General features: G+C 43.3%; 16 protein-coding genes. All 16 read right to left on the bottom strand.

The window, feature by feature from the left end:
- Positions 1–22: 22 nt before the first annotated feature.
- Complete coding sequence (locus PBF_RS27120) at positions 23–1,813, bottom strand: flagellin (RefSeq protein ID WP_035329178.1); 1,791 nt, start codon at positions 1,811–1,813, stop codon at positions 23–25.
- A 135-nt stretch (positions 1,814–1,948) separates the two neighbouring features.
- Positions 1,949–2,176, bottom strand: a complete 228-nt coding sequence (csrA, locus tag PBF_RS08040; protein WP_035329177.1) for a carbon storage regulator CsrA — start codon at positions 2,174–2,176, stop codon at positions 1,949–1,951.
- A 1-nt stretch (position 2,177) separates the two neighbouring features.
- Complete coding sequence (gene fliW / locus PBF_RS08035; protein WP_035329176.1) at positions 2,178–2,627, bottom strand: flagellar assembly protein FliW; 450 nt, start codon at positions 2,625–2,627, stop codon at positions 2,178–2,180.
- Between the two features lie 16 nt (positions 2,628–2,643).
- On the bottom strand, positions 2,644–3,222 hold the full coding sequence (locus PBF_RS08030; RefSeq protein WP_051488832.1) for a DUF6470 family protein: 579 nt from the start codon (positions 3,220–3,222) through the stop codon (positions 2,644–2,646).
- Positions 3,223–3,282: 60 nt separating this feature from the next.
- Entirely contained in the window at positions 3,283–4,455 is a 1,173-nt protein-coding gene (gene flgL / locus PBF_RS08025) for a flagellar hook-associated protein FlgL (RefSeq protein WP_035329175.1), read from the bottom strand.
- Between the two features lie 15 nt (positions 4,456–4,470).
- Positions 4,471–6,432 (bottom strand): flagellar hook-associated protein FlgK, encoded by a 1,962-nt coding sequence (flgK, locus tag PBF_RS08020; RefSeq protein ID WP_035329174.1) that lies wholly within the window; start codon positions 6,430–6,432, stop codon positions 4,471–4,473.
- 15 nt (positions 6,433–6,447) lie between these two features.
- A complete protein-coding gene (locus PBF_RS08015; RefSeq protein ID WP_035329173.1) occupies positions 6,448–6,942 on the bottom strand; it encodes a flagellar protein FlgN in 495 nt (164 codons plus the stop codon).
- Positions 6,943–6,962: 20 nt separating this feature from the next.
- Complete coding sequence (flgM, locus tag PBF_RS08010) at positions 6,963–7,220, bottom strand: flagellar biosynthesis anti-sigma factor FlgM (protein WP_035329172.1); 258 nt, start codon at positions 7,218–7,220, stop codon at positions 6,963–6,965.
- A 160-nt stretch (positions 7,221–7,380) separates the two neighbouring features.
- Positions 7,381–7,818, bottom strand: a complete 438-nt coding sequence (locus PBF_RS08005) for a YaaR family protein (protein WP_035329169.1) — start codon at positions 7,816–7,818, stop codon at positions 7,381–7,383.
- Positions 7,819–7,912: 94 nt separating this feature from the next.
- Positions 7,913–10,570: a flagellin gene (locus tag PBF_RS26730; protein WP_051488831.1), complete on the bottom strand. Its 2,658-nt coding sequence runs from the start codon at positions 10,568–10,570 to the stop codon at positions 7,913–7,915.
- A 15-nt stretch (positions 10,571–10,585) separates the two neighbouring features.
- Complete coding sequence (fliS, locus tag PBF_RS07995; RefSeq protein WP_035329168.1) at positions 10,586–11,011, bottom strand: flagellar export chaperone FliS; 426 nt, start codon at positions 11,009–11,011, stop codon at positions 10,586–10,588.
- Between the two features lie 56 nt (positions 11,012–11,067).
- Positions 11,068–11,367, bottom strand: a complete 300-nt coding sequence (locus PBF_RS07990) for an EscU/YscU/HrcU family type III secretion system export apparatus switch protein (protein ID WP_035329167.1) — start codon at positions 11,365–11,367, stop codon at positions 11,068–11,070.
- Positions 11,364–16,493, bottom strand: coding sequence for a hypothetical protein (locus tag PBF_RS24885; protein WP_051488830.1), 5,130 nt, complete (start codon positions 16,491–16,493; stop codon positions 11,364–11,366). Before PBF_RS24885 ends, PBF_RS07990 begins: the two co-directional genes overlap by 4 nt.
- 140 nt (positions 16,494–16,633) lie before the next feature.
- Positions 16,634–17,062, bottom strand: coding sequence for a TIGR03826 family flagellar region protein (locus PBF_RS07980; protein WP_035329166.1), 429 nt, complete (start codon positions 17,060–17,062; stop codon positions 16,634–16,636).
- A 117-nt stretch (positions 17,063–17,179) separates the two neighbouring features.
- Positions 17,180–17,557, bottom strand: a complete 378-nt coding sequence (locus PBF_RS27140; protein WP_343299413.1) for a ComF family protein — start codon at positions 17,555–17,557, stop codon at positions 17,180–17,182.
- Between the two features lie 316 nt (positions 17,558–17,873).
- Complete coding sequence (locus tag PBF_RS07970; RefSeq protein ID WP_035329365.1) at positions 17,874–19,343, bottom strand: DEAD/DEAH box helicase; 1,470 nt, start codon at positions 19,341–19,343, stop codon at positions 17,874–17,876.
- Between the last annotated feature and the right edge of the window lie 111 nt (positions 19,344–19,454).

Below are 19,454 nucleotides of genomic sequence, written 5' to 3'. Positions count from 1 at the left end.
CCTTTGTAATTGTTAATTGAGATTATCCTAATAATTGTAGTACTGCCTGAGGTTTTTGGTTTGCTTGTGCTAGCATTGCTTGAGAAGCTTGTCCAAGGATGTTTGCACGAGTCATTTCCATTACCTCTTTAGCCATATCTACGTCACGGATACGAGATTCAGCCGCTGTTAAGTTTTCAGATGCATTGTTCAAGTTAGAGATAGTGTGCTCTAAACGGTTTTGGAATGCACCCAGGTTTGAACGTTGCGCAGATACAGTTTCAATTGCATTGTTGATAACCTTAACTGCTGCAGCTGCTGATTCATGAGAAGATACATCTAATGCATACTCAACATTATTATCGTCTGTTCCGTTGGTTACATTTGTAGTAGCTGTGTACTTTGCATTCTCAACACCGATCTCTTCGTCTGCCTTTTTTCCTGTAATCCCCAAGGCATTTGAGCGCATATCAGCAATATTAATCTGCATACTCTGTCCCTGGTTTGCACCAATTTGAAACTTCGCTGTGAAGTCTTTTTTCACACCACCATCTGCGAATGTTACAGATCCATTACCTTCCGCTCCTTGGGCAGTAGCAGTAAAGACCACTTCGTGTGCATTGACCGAATCTACTGCAGCAGTAAATCCATCTCCCTTAACTTGACCTGCAACTGCACTAGCTACAGCATTATCCCAGTCAGCTGTCGCTTCAATGGCAGCACTAATGTTAATTCCTTTTGCTTCACCTGTATAAGCTCCATCATTCGCATTATAGAATTCATATTGAACTCCATCTACAGAAAAACCTTTTCCAACTAATCCTTCGGCATCAGCTTTACTAGTAATTGAACTAAAATCCATTTCATGCGTTGCTTGTACATAAGTTGATGTTCCTACAGATGCTGCTCCTCCAGTTGTAATTGCAGCAACATCTGCCGTTGCAGCAATATTCCCTTTAGCACCATCTAATTTACCACCTAGTGCTTCAGTTTGAGCAGTAATTGTAACTGCATCATCAGCACCACTGATTACATAATTTCCAGATAAGGCATCATTTTTATTAATCATATTTGTCAATGCAGTTCTAATTGCACCACCAAGAGCATGGTCGGAATCCGTTCCTGAACCAGTAATTTGGCCTTTTACTTTGACTGTAATGCTATTTGCCGTTGCGTTATCAGTGTCAACCGCAATATTATCAGTCCCAGTTAGAGAAGTATCTTCAACAAAATTCACTGTCAAATCTTGACCATTTAATGTTACTTTTAATGATGTTCCATTGAGAGTAGTCCCAGTTTGCGCTGTTGCTGCATTTATAGTTTGTGTTGCTTGAGTATGAGTTGTAGAACCTGTAGTACCACTTCCCATTGTACCTGCAACACTTGCAACACCAGTACTTTCTAAATTGGCCTTTCCATCACCCTTTAGAAGACTCTGAGTATTGAACTCAGTAGTGTTACCAATACGGTTAATTTCAGAAGATAATTGGTTCATTTCTTTCTGAATCTCATTACGATCCACTTCAACATTTGTATCATTCGCAGCTTGTGTAGCAAGCTCACGCATACGCTGTAAAATGTTATGAGTCTCCTGAAGTGCACCTTCAGCAGTCTGGATCATAGAAATACCATCTTGAGAGTTACGAGAAGCCTGGTCTAAACCACGAACTTGCGCACGCATTTTTTCAGAGATTGCTAGACCTGCAGCGTCATCTCCTGCACGGTTGATACGAAGACCTGAAGATAGTTTTTCCATTGCTTTTGCTCCAGCGCCTTGGTTAACGCCCATCTGACGATAAGTATTCAACGCAGAAATATTGTTGTTGATAATCATTGGTTATTTTCCTCCTTGAGTTTCGTTTGCCCACATCCTTGTGGCTGGAACAAAATAATCACAGCGGCCGTCTGCTTTTATTTTGTTTTACAATGATTATATCGGTCTATTTTACTGGTTATTTAATAGATATTGTCATTTTTTTAATTGTTTTGTAAAACTTTCTAGAATGTTGATGGATACTTCTGCAGCCTGTTTGTTTTCCTGCTGGATGGCCAGGTAGATTTCCTGACGGTGGATATCGACATTTTTTGGTGCATCTATGCCGATTTTGATTTGGTCGCCGTCGATGCTGAGGATTTTGATTGTGATTTCATCCCCGATGCGGATGGCTTCGTTTGGTTTTCTGGTTAGGACTAGCATGTTAGCGCCCCTCCCCGACAGAGGATTTTTTCTGGAACAGTCCGTGTCTTGTGTGGTAATCAGCTTCGTTTAGGACGATTTGTTTTCCTAACTTTTGCTTGCTGTTAATGATAACGGGACCTTTTAGGTTGATGGTGGTTTGGTCGAACGGCTCTTTGACCGTCAGAATCCCGAAAACAGCGACATCTTCTTTGTTTTCGATTTTTAATTTTTCAATCGCTGAATCTGATAGTTCTATTTGATAATCCGAGAAAAAGGCGAATGGACTTGTTACTAAGAAAGCGACTGCTGGTGTAACGGTTGATTGAAGGATGAAGTAAGCTGAGTCTTCTCCTAGTTCTAATAAGATAAATTTCTTTTCGTCTTCGAAGCTTGGAATGCCGTCTGCGAAGGTGATGACGTTTTCCGGATTGATTTCTGTTTCTCCGTGGTATTTCGTTTGTATGTTCATGGTTTCACCGTTCTTTCTATTTTTTATAATCCACGTTTAAGCCGGGCACTGAGAATGAGATGGATGGTTTTTGCTGAAGATAGATTTTTGTGCTCCCTGTTCTCACTGTTATTTGTGGCTTATTTGGATTAATTTGTATTTCTGCTCCTTTTGGTGTCGCGTTAACTTTAAATTCTCCAGGTGTGTAGTGGATCTTTACTCTCGACGGTGAAGACGGGATAAAACCGATGTTAAACTCCCTCATGGGATCTTCACTATTGGTTTTGGCAATCCCCGGGATAGCTAAACCTTTATTCTCGATTTTCATCATCTGATCACCCTGCCGTGCGGCTGTGGCCATGGCTTTTAATACCTGCTGCCTGCCTTTTGCCGCCCATTCCTGGATGTGGCGGCTGATGGGCTTTAAGCCAGCGTCTGCAAATGCTTCAGACTGGTCTATCTTTATTTCCGCATCTCTTTGGAGGTATTTCACATCAGCATGAGGCTGTCTGATTTTCATGTCCGCCATGGGCTGCTTCATTTCAATGGCAGTTGGGGTTTTCTGAATACCAATCTTCCCGCTGACGGCATTTATTTGTATCTGTGGCAATTTCAATCGTACCACTCCTTTTTTGATAGAAAAATAGCTATCTTACAGAGAAGATAGCTACTAAACTTATCGCAGGAAATCCATTAAAGTCGGCTGAATGATTCGTGCTCCCACTGCAAGAGCTGCCCTGTGAATGGATTCTTGTATTTTCAGATCCGTTACCGCTTTTTCAAAATCAATGTCTTCATTGTCTGACATCGTTTTCTTGGCGATGGTGTCCTGCTGGCCCAGCCGTTCCTGGATAAGCTCAACACGGTTGTATCTGGCACCAAGGTCAGAGCGCTCTGCTGTAACCTTATCAAAATGGTTTTCCATTTTGCTTAAGAATTTATTAATATCAGAGGCATTATTGCTCGGTTCTTCCAAAGCGTTAATTAAATCTGATACATCCCTGAACATTTCTGCAGAAAACACATTTTGTGGATCAATGTTGACGTTAATCTTAATGCCTTTCATAATTTCGATGCCAAAATTTTGCTCATTTGTAGAATAGGCATTTTTCTCAGAGATAATGACGTCATCAAAAGATAGATCAATAGGATCTTCGCTGCCTTTTTGATAGGAAATAAGTTCTTCTTTATTAGTTACAGAATCTCCACTATCAGTAGTGGTGGTTACTTCTTTGGAAGTCAATGTTAACGTCTCATCCCCATTTTTAAACACGTAGGCGGTGCCGGTTTCGTCAGGACCCGTAATAGAATTTGCTTCAGAGAATGTAAATTCCTTGCCTTTATACTGAACGACCATGCTTGCCTGATTATCCGCAGTGATCTCGGAAATGCTTTTGCCAATTTTGCTGATATCAACAGGCTTGGTGCTTGTGTTCGTGCCATTGAAGATATATTTGCTGTTAACCTTCGTATTGGCCAGAGCCTCGAGGTGATTCTGCAGCTCCCTGACTTCCTTCGCAATCCCATTTCGCTGATCCGGTGTATACGTTTCGTTGGAAGCCTGCACAGTTAATTCCTTGATTCGATGAAGCACTTGTGTCGTTTCATCAAGCGTGGCATCAGCATTATCCATCCAGCTGTAGACTTCGCCAAGATTTCGCTGGAACTGCTCCACTTCCACCACCTGGGAACGGTATTCCATTCCCTTTATCGCAATCACAGGATCCTGAGAAGGACGTGTGATTTTTTTATTGGAATTCACCTGATCGAGAATTTCTCCGTAGCGTTCATAATTATTGCTAATATAATTAAGGTTATTTCGAATAAGCATATTTTGCGTAATACGCATTATGTGTCACCTGCCTTATCTGCCGACTAAGCCCATGCTATTAATGATTTTATCGAGCATTTCATCGACCATCGTAATATTTCGTGCAGCTGCATTATAGGCATGCTGGAACTTGATCATATTCGTCATTTCTTCATCCAGCGATACAGAGGAAACCGATTCGCGCCTTGTAAGGGCCGATTCTGCGAGCACACCGGTATTTTTGGCCATTTGGTTGGCCTGTGAAGCTTTGACACCCATGTCTCCAATGATGGACTGGTAAAAGCTTGTTACGGTTGAGGTTGTACCGCCGTAATTAAGAATTTCGTCCTTTACATTGGCTAGCGCTGCTGCATTTGAACCGCTGCCGGCGAAGGCCTCATCTGCCGGGATAGTGCCTGCATTAACAGGTATGGCTAATGTCCACTTATCACCGACCGCTTTTGACGTAATCTCTGAAAAATCAAGCTTTAACCCGTTTGGCAATTCCATGGCAGAAACACTATCACTTAATGATCCGGTTAAAACCTCTGCTCCTCCAGGGTTATTAACTGTTACCGTGTAGTCCCATTCTGAGCCATCCCACTCTGCGCTGACATCCGTAGGAAACTCCACACTTCCTGAAACAACCGGATTGCCATCTGTATCAGAATCATTTGCTGCATCCGCAGACATAGCCAAGGAGACTGTTGTTCCTTCAGCAGCGGCAGCAATATTATCGGTTGTCTCTAAAACATCTTCATGTAGTTTTAGATTTTTGGCTGCCCCATATGGATTGCTGCCATTTGGCGCTGTTCCTTCGAATGCAAAGAAGTTCTTTCCGTCCTTTACCCCGTCATTCAATTCTGTCAGGCTCCAGCCGGAACGATGAACTTCATTGAATTTTTGTGCAAACGTAAAAGCCATTTCATCCAGCTTTCTCAGCATATCAGGGTAAAGTCCTTTAACTTTTCCGTCAGATGTTTTATAGCCATAAGATTCGATATGAGAAATCAGGCTGCCGCTGGAATTGTTTTTTAACGTTTCAAAATGGGCAAACGAGTTGGCGATAGCAGCCGGGTTTTTCGGATCAACTGCAAATCCGTCATACCCTTCCCCGTTTTTGTCTAACTGTAAAATATTGATTGAGCCTACCGGATTTTCAGCGCTTCCTGAATCATAGTTAATGCTGATTCCATAAGCTTCATTCATTGTGCTGTCTACAAGCTTTATATGCTTTCCGTTATCATCTTTTAAAATATTCCCATTATCGTCAGCCAGATAGATATCAAATTTACCCTCTGCAATCGCTGAAGATAGACCGCCGGAGGATTTTGCATCTACATTGATATTTACATATTTTGAAAGATTATCTAGTAACAGATCTCTTTTATCATACAAATCATTCGGCAAATAGCCGTGCACTTCGACATCGCCAATTTGCCCGTTAAGATCATTGATTTGTTTAATGATGCTGTTAACAGCTTTTTGCGTCACATCTATCTCTGATTTATAGTCTTTTTGTACTGCAGATAAACTGCTGCTGAGATAATTAAACGTATCCGCTACAGCTAATCCCCGCTGTCTGACAACAGAGCGCGTACCGGAATCCTGCGGTGTAACAGATAAATCCTGAAGCGATTTCCAGAATTGATCCATCGTATTGGCCAGTCCTTGTTCCGTTGGCTCATTCATAATCGTTTCCATGGAGCTTAAGCTTTGGCTTCTGGCGCTCCAATAGCCCAGCTTATTATTTTCTCCGCGGAATTGGTCATCAATGAAGCTGTCTCTCATTCTTTGAATAGAACCTGCCTGGACTCCTGTTCCCATCTGCCCCGGAATTTGCGGGCGGTTCATGGAAGGCGATGGATAAGGGCTGGTTGTTTCAAAGTTCACACGCTGTCTTGAATAGCCTGGCGTGCTGGCATTCGCAATATTATGCCCTGTTGTATATAAAGCTGACTGCTGTGCATTCATTCCTTTTCTGGCAACTTCCAGACCATGAAATGTCGATATCATGTGCGGTACCTCCTATTAAGCCTTAGAATCAAATATGGATCGCTTTTCTTCTGCCAGGTCCTGGGCACCTCCGGGATGATCATAATTGAATGAATCAATGGAAGGCATGAGAAGATCCAGTGACATATTGACAAACTGCAGGGATTGTTCGAGCAGCTGCTGATTCAGGTCATTTTGCTGTTTCAGCTTATCCACTTGTTCCTGCAATTCATTTTTTAAATTCAGGAGTATTTCTTTTTCATAGGATGAGGAGTGTGAGATGCAGTCATCCAGTGAGGGGTGCTCTTCAAGGAATCCCTGCTCCTGCAGAAACCCTTTTGCTTCATCTAAAAGCTGTTTCTCACATGTCTGAAGTCCTTTCAGATGCTTTTGCTCATCCAGCATTAGCGTGTTTAAGGCATCCGCATCCCCTTTTTTGATGATTTCGGTCTTCTTCTGTGCAATCTGATTTAAACTTTTGTACAGCAGGACAAGATTCTGAAGTTGATGTTGTATTTGTTCAGCGGACAAGGATGTTCCTCCTCGATTCTTTACATATTCCAGAAATCATACATTTTCTTCGCTACTTCTTTTGGGTTTACTTCATATTTGCCTGATTGGACTTCTTCCTTAAGCTTATCCACTTTTTGCTGGCGTTCGATTTCAAGCGGATTGGCTTTCTGAAGATCCAGTGCTTCTGATGAAATTTCCAATTTATCTCTTTTTGAAGCGTTTTGCTGTTTTTCCATTTTGTCGATTTGTTTGTTGTATGGATTTATGTTAATGCGGCCAGTGTTGTTAATCTTCATCCTCATCACCTCGCATAATGTTAAATTTAAGTTTTCTGCGTTCATACTGTCGCTCTACCCTTATATCGGCTAAATCCTTAAAAAGTAAAGAAAAAGGCTGCAACTTTTTGAATACTGCTGTTAAATGAGAAAAAACTACTAGCTTGATACTAGTAGCAGCTTAGGTGTAAATATTAATTAATAGGCCTTTGATTTCCCCAACTTGATTCAATATGTCTAGGCCCTTTTTCTCTTTATCCAAAACGGAATTCGTTAAGTCAATCAGCTTACGGTCTACTTCTTTGACAATTTTATAAATTTTTGTTCTTCCACGCCGGTTGAATCCGCGCTGTTCTTCAAGCTGCAGACCATTTTGAACCGCTTCTTCCAGGAACTTTTTTACAAGCTTTTTATATTTGCGAAGCTCATCAACTGTGCGGTTTTCAGAAAGGGTTTTTCCCTGGTCTTCGATTTCCTGAACCATTTTGGTGAATTTATCATACAGAACCTGCTCACGTCCCTTGGACATAACTTCCTGAAAAGAGATGCTTTCAGTTGGGACATTTTGTTTGCTCTGAATTTTATCAAGGCCGGCTTTACCGACTTTTTGAACGTCCATATTCATGACCACCTTATGTTCATGTGTAACCTTATTTTAACACACCTTTGACAAAAAAGAGAGATGCGCCATAGTGGACGCATCCCCGAAATTATTAACCTTGAAGCAGCTGCAGTACGCCCTGCGGCAATTGATTTGCTTGCGCAAGCATGGCTTGAGCAGACTGATTCAGGATGTTGTTTTTTGTGAATTGTGTCATTTCTAATGCCATATCAGCATCGCGAATACGAGATTCAGAAGATGATAAATTCTCATGAGTAACTTTTAAGTTGTTAATTGTGTGTTCCAGACGATTTTGAAGGGCACCAAGAGAAGCACGCTCTCCATTAACTCTTTCAATCGCTGTATCAAACAGCTTAATCGCAGCAGAAGCTTTATCGTGAGAAGTTACATCGATTGAATATTCCACAGCCCCATCACTTAGGCCGTTGGTCACATTTTTAATCACGTTGAAAGCAGCACCTTCGATTACATCACCATTGATATCAACAATCTTTGTTCTAGGATCTGTTGTAGAAATTCCCAGCTTTGGAGAGCGGATATCGTTTAGTTCTACTGTCATGATCTGTGACTGGTTAGGTCCGATCTGCAGGTTGGACTTGAATACATCACCGTCTCCTGCGTTTGAAAGCATGATTTGCGGAAGGACAGCTGATTCAAAGCCTGGACGCTGCTTAAGAACAATGTCATTTCCTGTTCCTTGAACGAAATACTTTGCTCCAAGGATAGGGTTTCTCTCGATTGCATTTCTCAGGTTATTTGCCTGTTCAGATAGCACATCGCTATGACGCATTGCCGATCCTGTGTTTACTGCATCGTTATATTTAGTAGAGTCATTTACAACTTCAATTTCAATGCCGTCGATTGTGTAGGACTGACCGACAGTGGCGCGTTCGATGCTGAAGCTGAATTCGCCTGGGATGGCTGCAGTTAAATCAGTCTCCGGTTTTGATAGTGTTCCTGCCCCATTCGCTTTAGCTTCTAGAGTGATTGTGGTACCTGCAATTGATATATCATAGCTTGTGCCATAAACACTTTCCATTGCTTGTCTTAAACTATTTGCCTGGTCTCGGGCATTACCGTCAACACTGAAAACAAAAGCATTTGGATCTGAAGTAGCTGGATTCGAAACAGGGCCTAATACCCCTTTAAAAGTCTTGTTTCCGAAAATAATTACTTCATTTTCTCTAAATACATTGGTGACATCAATCTCATATTTGGCTTTCTTGTCAACAGCACCTGGCTCGATGGTGTTAAAGTGAAGAGTACCTTCTGTATTACCTACTCTTCCAATTTCAGGAGCGACACCCGTAGCTTCACCCGTTTTTTCTGTTAGCGTTAATTTATTGTCGACAACACTTACATTAAATCTAGCATCTAGCGTTGTGTTTGCCTCAATTGCAGCCTTAATATTCGCAGCTTGTTCAGATAGGGTATTTCCTACTTGCACTTGTCCTGTTTCGTTGCCGAATGTGAGGCTTTCTCCGGCGATTTCGATTTGTTCGCCTGGGATGAACATTTCAGAGAGTTCTACTGTGTATTGGCCTGAAGTTTCGGGTTTATTATTAACATCATCTAAATCAAATGTACTTCCTTTTGCTTGGCCGGTCTTCTCTGTCAATGTAAGCTTATTACCAGATACTGAAGTGTCAAACTTAGTATTTAATGTTCCATCAGCATCTATTGCATCTTTTAATGAGGATAGTATTGTTGTAGCGTTTCTGGAGTTAATATCAAACTCTCCACTCCCCACAACTCCACCATCTTTAGCAGTAAAGGTTTGTCCAGCAATTGTTACAGAATCTCCATCACTTAACTGCGATAGAAAACCAGGAGTCATTTCAAAATCATAAACTCCAACTCTTTCGCTTACTCCTACCAATTCGACAGCAGATGTAACAGCTCCCGTCCCACTTCCTCCTTTAACTACTGTCACAGGATTTGGGGATTCTGTACCTGCTTTTTGTGTAAGGATTACTTTTGAAGTATCTGTTGAATCAATAGTAGCTGTATAATTTGTATTAAGTGAACTTGAGTTGATTTGATTCATTAATTCAGTTGCTTGAGTATCAGGTGTAGTAATTGTAGCTGTGTCAATACCTGGTCCACCGTCAGCAAAATTGAACACAACGCTATCGATTTCCAAAGTGTCTCCGTTTGTAAATGCACTTGTAATATCTATTGAGTACTCACCTTGTTTAGCTTCAATACTAGAAGTCTTAACATCTGCGCTAAAGCTTCCACCTTGAACACTTGCAGTAACTTCTTTGAATTCTACTTCCCCAGTAGCCAAAGCCACCCCAGCCTTATCAACTTCAGGTGCAATTTTAGTTGCCCCGCCATTAAGAAGTTTCTTGCTGTTAAATTCAGTAGCATTCCCAATACGGTTAATTTCCGAAGTTAGCTGATCGATTTCTTTTTGGATTTCTTTACGGTCTGTTTCTGTATTCGTGTCGTTTGCCGCCTGTACAGCCAGCTCACGCATACGGTGCAGCATGCTATGGACTTCTGTAAGAGCACCTTCAGCCGTTTGGATTAGGGAGATTCCGTCTAGAGAGTTTCTCTCTGCCATTTGCAGACCGCGGATTTGGGCACGCATTTTTTCTGAGATGGCAAGTCCCGCTGCGTCATCTGCTGCACGGTTGATGCGCATACCGGAAGATAATCTTTCCAGGTTCCGCGAAGTGTTCATTTGATTGGATGATAGATTACGGTATGCATTAAGTGCTTGAATATTATTATTAATTCTCATAATTTGTTATCCCCTTTAGTTCATTGTAAGAATATGTTTTTCATATGCCAGGTTCTTTTGACGGACTGTGTTAGGCTGAACACTGCTCTTATTTTTCAATGCTTCATTCCACGAAGTGCTTAGTTCTGTTAGGATTTTCAGTACCTCTTCTACCGCTGAAACATCTTTCTTTATATTGGCTTCAATCAGCTTTTCGGACATGTAGTCATATAAAGCATCAAGCTGATCTGCGATGATGCCGGCTTCATAGTTAATGCCCGCATCCAAACGATAGAGAATATCATTTGACTTTTTTAATAATTTATTTGAAGTAAAATAATCTTTCTTTTTTAGAGCTGAGATAGCTCTTTCCAAATTATCAATACATGCTTCATAAAGCATGGATGTAATTTCCTGCGGCGATTTCTTATAAATCAGCTCTTCAGTCAAGAAGTCGGTCACTTATGTGCACCTCCAAATGATTAACTATTTATCTTATCGGTCTTTTTTTAATGTGTTTAATAGTTTTTTTCCATTTCTTCTATTAATAATAAAATCTCTGCCATAACCGAGTAGAGCTGAGGGGGGATATTATCCCCTAGATCCATATCGAGGAGGTTTGCCACCAGATTTGAGTCCTCCTGCATATGGATATTATTCTGCTTTGCCAAAGCTATAATTTGCTGGGCTACCTGCCCTTTCCCCTGTGCCACAATGGTGGGGGATTTCCCTGTTTCTTCATCATATTTGACGACGGCAGCTGACGGACCGTTTAGCTCCCTGCGCTTTTTTTGATTATAGTAAGTGGATACCATCATATTTTGAAGTCCATTCCTTTCTCGGTAAAGACAGGTCTTAATGGTTTTGGATCGTTCTCTTGAGCCTGCACCCCTTGGTCAGGTGCCAGCTTCGGCTGTGATGCACTCATTCTTGTGAAATTAATGCTGCTGACGTTATAGCCGACCTCCTGGAGCTTTTCCTTTGTGAAGGCAGCCAATGGCTCCATTTTTTCCTTAAAGCCAGGCAGGTCATTTTTTATCGTGATAGACAGGTTACGGTCTGTCGAATTAAGCAGGATGCCGACATCTCCGAGTTTTTTGGTTTCTAATAAGAAATAGAGGTTGCAGTTTTCCCAGTCCACTTGCTGGCCCTCGTTTTTAGAATTAACGAACACTTGCAGATTTTCTGGTTTTCCGCCTAAAAGCATTGGCAAATTAAAAAACATGCTCTGCATTGTTCCAGTTGCATCTGATTTGCTGAGAAGCTGCTGACCAGTTAAGTTGGAGAGTGCCTGCTCGGCCTGCTGGGCAACTTTTGAATTGTTCTCCTGACCTTCTCCCTGGGCAAGCTTCATGAGAGCCGCCTTTAAATTTTCCTGTTGCTGCTCCTGCTGGGATTGATCGTTTTTATTATTGAATACAAGAGAGTTTGCTATATCACTATCGTGGTTAAGCCCCATGGATTTAACCATTTCAAACATTTGTCTGGCTGATGGCTCTCCGTTCACAAATCCGCTTGCTGTTTCACTAAATTGTTTGACCATATGCTGAGCTGCTGGCTGTTTTTCCATCATCATGCTTTCCTTCGCCACAAAATGAACCACTTTTTGCTCGGACGGTTTGAAGATGACTTTATCTATTAGTGTTTTTACTTCACTGACAATTTTCCCGGCTTGTGTGTGGTCGCCTTTTGCCAGCAGTTTTTTGGCTTCCGCCAGCTGGGAGCTTGCCTGCATCAGCTGTTTTTCCGTTTTCATATCCGTAAAAAGCATCATTTCACTTTTTAGAATGGCATTGTCCAGCTTGCTGATGGCTGTTTCCAGCATCTGCTTTGCCTGAGGGTAAGCATTTTTCTTAAATGTGTTAATCAGATGCTCTACATTATCAAGATTTCTGGTTATTTCACGCTTTAATTCGCGGAAATCATGGGTCGCCTGTGCAAGCTTTTGGGTTACCTTTGTAACAAGAATATCCTTTGACTGAATTCCCAGTGATTGAAGCTGTTCATTAAGGTCATACTGAAGGGCCTCTGCTGCAGGCTTGGCTTCCGTTGACATTTTAGGCTCTGATTTCGCTAATGTTTGTTCAAGATCTGAGAGTTCTTTCGCCATATGCTGGCGCGCTCCCAGCTCACGGCCTTTCTCCTGAAGCTGTGCAGCCTGGCTGATGGCTTTTTCTGCTTTATCAACAGTGCTCATATTCATGCCGGGATTGCTTGTTATTTCTTTACGGACAAGACCCAATGCCCGTGTCAAATCCGGCTCTTTCTGGAATTGCTTTATTAATTGCTTAATTGCTTGGGATGGCAGTCTTTCTGCTTTTTGCTCATTCATTCCTGTGCCCTGAGCCAGGCTATTCTTCTGGATTTTATTCATAAGCTGTTCACTGTCTGCGGCATTGTTTTCTGCTAGATTCCCTGTTTGCTTTAAAGCTGCTTCTGCCTGCTGCAGCACTTTAATCATCCTGTCACGGCCTGCCTGATCTAATTGACCGGTTTGTTTTGCAAGTTTTTCAATCTCTTTCGCTATAGAAGGATCAATTTGTTTATTATTTAAAAGCTGTTCCTGGACTTTTTGCAATACTTGCTTGGTATTCGCTTCTGACTGTATCTGCTCACGTACCTGTTTGAATGTCTCTCTTAGCGGAACTTCACCTTTAGGTCCCTGGGCTTCCAGCCTTTTTAACTCTGCCTCAGCTTTAGTTAAAGACTTTTCCAGAGCTTCTCTACCGGCTGACTCTCTGCCAATTCGCTGAAGGAGATCTGTCTCGTTTAGTGCTTTTTCTATATTTCTGGCAGTTTCTTTATCTATTGAAGGGTTGTTTACTATTTGGCTTCGGATTTTTTCAATAGCACGTTGAAGATCAGGTTCGTTTTGAACCTCTGCTTTTACCTGCTTGACCGCTTCGCTCGGTCGCTGTTCAGGAATATTTCTGGCAGACTGCACCGGCTGGCGCGCCTCAATTTGTTTGAGTTCCGTTTCCGCTTTCGTCAAAGCTTGCTGGATTCGTTCTCGGCCCGCAGTCTCCTGGCCTATCTGCTGGAGGCGCACTGCTTCGTTTAATGCTTTCTCCACTTTTTGCGCTACTTCCCGGTCCATTTTTGGATGCTGGACTACTTGTTCTCGAACTTTTTCTACTGCCCGCTGAAGGTCCGGCTCGTTTTGAACCTCTGCTTTTACCTGCTTTACCGCTTCGCTTCGGTGCTGTTCAGGAATATTTCTGGCAGACTGCACCGGCTGGCGGGCTTCGATTTGTTTTAACTCAGTTTCCGCTTTCGTTAACGCTTGCTGAAGACGTTCTCGGCCTGCTGACTCCTGGCCGATCTGCTGTAGGCGCACTGCTTCGTTTAATGCTTTCTCCACCTTCTGCGCTAATTCTCGTTCGATTTTGGGATGCTGAACAACCTGCTCACGTACTTTTTCTAGTGCCCGCTGAAGGTCCGGCTCGTTTTGAACCTCTGCTTTTACCTGCTTGACCGCTTCGCTTGGGCGCTGCTCTGAAATACTACTCTCTGGCTGCACCGGCTGGCGTGCCTCGATTTGTTTTAGTTCAGTTTCTGCTTTCGTTAACGCTTGCTGGATTCGCTCTCGGCCTGCTGTCACCTGGCCGATCTGCTGAAGCCGCACTGCTTCATTTAATGCTCGTTCTACTTTCTGCGCTACTTCCCGGTCCATTTTTGGATGCTGAACAACCTGCTCGCGTACTTTTTCCACTGCCCGCTGAAGATCCGGTTCGTTTTGAACCTCGGCTTTTACCTGCTTGACCGCTTCGCTTGGGCGCTGCTCTGAAATATTCCGCTCTGGTTGCACCGGCTGTCGGGCCTCAATTTGTTTGAGTTCTGTTTCCGCTTTCGTTAACGCTTGCTGGATTCGCTCTCGTCCCGCTGTCTCCTGGCCGATCTGCTGGAGGCGCACTGCTTCGTTCAATGCCCGCTCCACTTTTTGTGCTACTTCACGGTCCATCCTCGGATGCTGGACTATTTGCTCACGGACTTTCTCTACTGCCCGCTGGAGGTTTGGTTCGTTCTGGATCTCTACTTTTGCCTGCTTTACAGCTTCACTTGGACGCTTCTCTGTAGGAGTTCGTTCAGCTTGAACCGGCTGGTGTGCCTCCATTTGTTTGAGTTCAGTTTCCGCTTTTGTTAACGCTTGCTGAATTCGCTCTCGGCCGGCTGTCTCCTGGCCTATCTGCTGGAGGCGCACTGCTTCGTTTAATGCCCGCTCCACTTTTTGTGCTACTTCACGGTCCATCCTCGGATGCTGGACTACTTTCTCTCGGACTTTGTCTACTGCCCGCTGAAGATCCGGCTCGTTTTGAACCTCGGCTTTTACCTGCTTGACCGCTTCGCTTGGGCGCTGCTCTGAAATATTCCGCTCTGGCTGCACCGGCTGTCGGGCCTCAATTTGTTTGAGTTCTGTTTCCGCTTTCGTTAACGCTTGCTGGATTCGCTCTCGTCCTGCTGTCTCCTGGCCGATCTGCTGGAGTCGCACTGCTTCGTTTAATGCCCGCTCCACTTTTTGTACTACTTCACGGTCCATCCTCGGATGCTGGACTATTTGCTCACGGACTTTCTCTACTGCCCGCTCGAGATTTGGTTCATTCTGGAGCTCGGCTTTGACTTGCTTTACCGCTTCGCTTGGGCGTTGCTCGGGAATATTTCTGGCAGACTGCACCGGCTGGCGCGCCTCTATTTGTTTGAGTTCAGTTTCCGCTCTAGATAATGCAGCTGCCATAACTTCTTTCGCTGCTGTTATCCTGCCCTGGTTTGCTAACGATTGGGATTCTTGGACAGCGCGCATTAATTTGTCTGAGACCTCTTTAACGATCTTTGGATTCTCGATTAATCGGTTTTGAGTTAGTTCTATTGATTTTCGGATATCCGGATTTTTTGCCGTCTCATCCCTGACTGCTCTAATTATTTCTACAGGCTTCTCTTCAGCTTTAGGCGTGCTCACGTTTTCTTTGGGCTGAACTGCCTGCTGTTCTTTTCTGAGAAGCTGGTCCTCTGTATTTTTCAGTGCCTGTACGAGTCTTTCCTTGCCAATAGCCTGCAGCTTTTCAGCATCTGTCGCGGCTTTCTCAATGTTTTGGGCAAGTTCCCGATCTAATGACGGATGGTTAATGACAGTTGTTCTGATTTGCTGAATGGCTTTCTTTAAGTCTGGTTCATTTTCAAGAAGTTCCTGGCTGGATTGAATCAGCTTGCTTAATTCAGACGAATTTACAGACTTTCTGCTGCTTTCCGCATTTATGATCATTTGTGTTTGTACTTTCTGCTTTTGAGAAGTCGTGACATTCACAGACTCATTTTTTGGGATAGCGCTGTCCATGTGTTTTTGAACAGGAGCATCTCTTTTTTCGATTCTAAATTCCGGATCGATTTCTTTTGCCAGGTCTGTCAGCACTTCACTTAATGGCTTGCCATGCAGCGCTTCATGCACTGCACGCAGCTGTGTGCCTGTTGCTTCCAGCCGCTTGTTCGCAAGAGCCTTGACTGTCTCAAGCTTGGATTCGGTGGTTCCCTTAGCATGATCCATAAACTCTTTTAAGTCTCTGACAATTTCTTTTGAGATCGGAGAACCTTTATCCAATAAGGTTTGCACTGCTTTTTTCAGCTCAGGCTTTTCATCGCCTGATAGCCCTACACTTTGCAGAACCTTTAGTTCGCTCGCCTGGCCTGCTGGGCTTTTGGGATTTTCAGCAGCAATGGTTTTAACCGTGACTGCCTGTTCCTTTTGATCAGTAATCTGAACCGTCACACGATCTGATGAAGGAACACCTCCCTCAAATTTTGCCTGAAACTCTCTTCCTCTTATATTAATAACGGCTTCTGTATCCGATACTCTTTCTTTAATTTGCGCACGGCTTACTTCTCCTGTCTTAAGATCAAGAGGAATTTCAGCAGCTGATCTATTATTATTTGAAATCCGGCTCGTTACTTGCATTATTTCAACTCCCGTACGTGTTGCCTTATTACTTTTTTTATCGGATTGATTTGAATAATATTAATTAATGGATTAAACAAAGATAGACATGGTATGTATTCCCAATAAAAAAAGGACATCCCGAAAGATATCCTTTAACCTTAAAATTTTTTATATTTCCCGTCGACCACAAAATAAGTTCCCTGCTTCTCGCGTTTAGCCATTTCTATTCTTCTCTCTTCTTCGGCGGTAAACTCCTGAAGACTCTTCCTCAGCTCTCCTGCACAGCTCTTACAAATCTTGCCTTCCCGTATGCTTACTCCGCATTTTTCACAAGGATAGCCCAGGTTCGGAAATTGAGCAAGCTTCAATTTACCGCTTCGGATGAACTTTAAAATTAAATCTTCTTCTATTCCCGTTGCCTCCACCACCTGAATCATGGTTGCAGTCCGGTTCTCCCTCTTCCGGATAAACTGATAAACCGTCTCAAAATCCTTCTCTTCTTCCTTCCAGCAATCCTGGCATACATCACGGAATTGGGTTTTAACGAAAATACTGTCACATTTTGGGCAATTTGATAGTTCAGGCATAGTAAGTACTACCTCCCGCGGATAGGTATTTGTAATCATTATAGCTCGAAGAATAAGATAATTATAGAATATTTTTCAAAATACAGCAGACTGCTAATCATTAATTTTTATCAGTTGTTACCCTCTTGCCAGAGTAAGTGAAAATACCGAGGCTGCACCACCTGTTTTCAAGACCTTCGCTGCATGGTATAAAGTGGAGCCCGTAGTATAAATATCGTCAAATAGAACAATTACTTTATTTTCAATATTAATATTGAGCAGCTTGAAGACCTGATTATGATGAATCCGCTCAAGACGCGATTTCTTGGATTGCTTCTCAGAATGGATTCGCTGCAACAGTTCTGCTGGCGTAAAGCCTGTCTCTAGAATGAGTGCAGCAGACTGATTAAATCCGCGCTCATACAGCCTTTCAGGACTTAAAGGAATCGGAACGAGACAGTCGAATTTTAAGTTTTTCAGCTTTTCCCTTATAAAAGGAGAGAAGGCCCTGCTCATAACATAATCACCCCGGAACTTATACCGGGCGATTGTCTCTTTCAAAAAGTCATCATAGGAAAAAATAGAATGATTTCTATCAAGTATTTCTGACCACTCCGGATCATGGTTCCACCTTACACAATCAATACAAGTGTCGCCTTCTCGAAATTGTGGCTCTAAAGTGCGGAAGGGCCGGCTGCATTTAACGCAAGTCTCTCCGGTGATAAATGGGAGTTTACCTGTGCAGACTTGGCATATATGGTTCTCCTCTGGACGTGACCAGAGAGTAGACCAGCTCACTGCAGAGAGAATTTCTTCATGGCAGATTAAGCAGTTAATAATCAATCAATCCTTTCTTTTTGGCTTCATCATTCATATGGAGGATTTGCTTTCGTGCTTTGACCATGCCTTCGGTTTTACCGTAATGAAAAAAAGTGATATCTCCGCCTGGAAATTGAGCACTTCTTCCAACCCGTCCGGCAATCTGGACAAGTGCGCTTTCTGTGAAAATGCGGTCTTCTGCGCCAAAAACGGCTACGTCAATATTAGGAAACGTAACACCTCTTTCCAGGATGGTCGTGGTGAGAACCATAGGGATTTCATTATTGCGCAACATTTGAACCTTAGCTTTTCGCTCCGGGTCTTCTGCGTGCACTGCTTGGATTTTAGGATAGGTTTTCCGGAGTATAGTGAGGACCTTTTCCATTTTTTCAATTTTGGGGAGGAAGAGCAGGCACTGCTTTTGGTTGTCGATCCTCTTTTTGATCCATTGGATGACTGCAGGCGGGAGTTTGTCTTTTTGAAGGAGCTTTTCCCAATTGCCGCACCATTTGAAGGATGGAACAGGCAAGGGGTGGCGGTGATATCTGGCTGGGATGGTGACAAAATCCCTTTTCCCGCTCCGGCATTCCTTCTGCCATTTTTGGCTGGGAGTAGCTGTGAGATAAATCATCGAGGAGTGTTCTTTGCGGGATTGGCGGACAGCATACTGAAGGCTTTCGTCTGCCGTATAAGGAAAGGCATCCACTTCATCCAGAATGACTGTATCAAACGCCCTGTAAAAGCGGAGCAGCTGGTGTGTCGTGGCGATGGTTAAGGGGGCTTGAAGCTTGCGGTCTTCACTGCCGCCGTAGAGGACAGCCACCTGGATGCCGGGAAAGACTGCTTGAAGCCGCGGGCCAAGCTCGAGCACAACATCTGTTCGCGGAGTGGCAATGCAGACTCTTCTTCCGGAAGCGAGGGCAGTATTGATTCCTTCAAATAGAACCTCCGTCTTTCCGGCACCACAGACAGCCCAGACGAGGAGTTCTCTATTTTCGATTATAGTCTGTCTAACCTGATCGGAGGCAATCTGCTGGCCGGGTGAGAGGGTGCCAGCCCACATCAGCGGATTTCTGGTCAGTTCCTGCGCTGGATCAGGCCCGGACCAGCCAATCAGAGGAGTGCACTCACTGACCCGTCCCATCATGATGCATTTCCGGCAATACGTACACTCCTTCTCACCGCATCTGGCACACGGGAAACCTGCGAACAGTGTGCTATCTTTATTGCCGCACCTGGCACAACTTGTCTTGTTTTTAGTCTTAATGATCCCTTTTCGGTAAGTAATATAGCCATTTACATAGTGCTGATGGATTTCTTCAAGTGGATGCGGGAGATTTTCGAGTAAAAGCTGTTTTCCGTATAGGACTTGCTGCAGTTCTTTGTTAAAAGGGAAGTTTTCGTGGAGTGGCGGCTCCGGAATGGCGTCAATGGAGGATATCGGGAGGCTTTTTGGAGGAAAATCTTTTATATAGGGGGTCATTTTAGGAGTAAGTCTCAATTAGTTCACCTCTGGACTACATAGTTTATCTGTCTATTTGCAATTATTGCGGTTCTATTTGCAAGTTCTCGGATCTATTTGCAGATTTAGACC

Origin of the sequence: Cytobacillus firmus DS1, assembly GCF_000565285.1 — a bacterium.
Taxonomy (GTDB): Bacteria; Bacillota; Bacilli; order Bacillales; family Cytobacillaceae; genus Cytobacillus; species Cytobacillus firmus_A.
The sequence above is the reverse complement of the archived record's forward strand: the minus strand, read 5'-3'. Positions and strand labels throughout refer to the sequence as shown.